This is a genomic window from Niastella vici (assembly GCF_002077945.1).
GTDB lineage: Bacteria > Bacteroidota > Bacteroidia > Chitinophagales > Chitinophagaceae > Niastella > Niastella vici.
The window spans coordinates 1-204 of sequence record NZ_LVYD01000039.1; the positions used below are offsets into that span (position 1 = coordinate 1).

The following is a 204-nucleotide window of genomic DNA, read 5'->3' on the forward strand; positions in this document are numbered from 1 at the left end:
ACTGGTGGCTATAACCCCTGCGGTTATACTATTAATTGTGACCGTAGCGCAATTGCTGGTGGCGGAACATGACACGCCATTGAGGGTTGAAGTAGTTATGCGGCGATAGTATGTTGTTGCAGCCAGTCCGGCGGGTACATCATAAGTTGCACCGGTTGCCCCGCTGATGTCTGCAAAACCGGCTGCACAACTGGTGGTGCTGCT

Annotated in this window: 1 protein-coding gene; it reads right to left on the bottom strand. The window is 52.9% G+C overall.

Features of this window, described 5'->3' with window-relative positions; genetic code table 11:
* A partial coding sequence (locus A3860_RS41050) for a hypothetical protein (RefSeq protein WP_158085190.1) occupies positions 1-204 on the bottom strand: 204 nt, incomplete at both ends.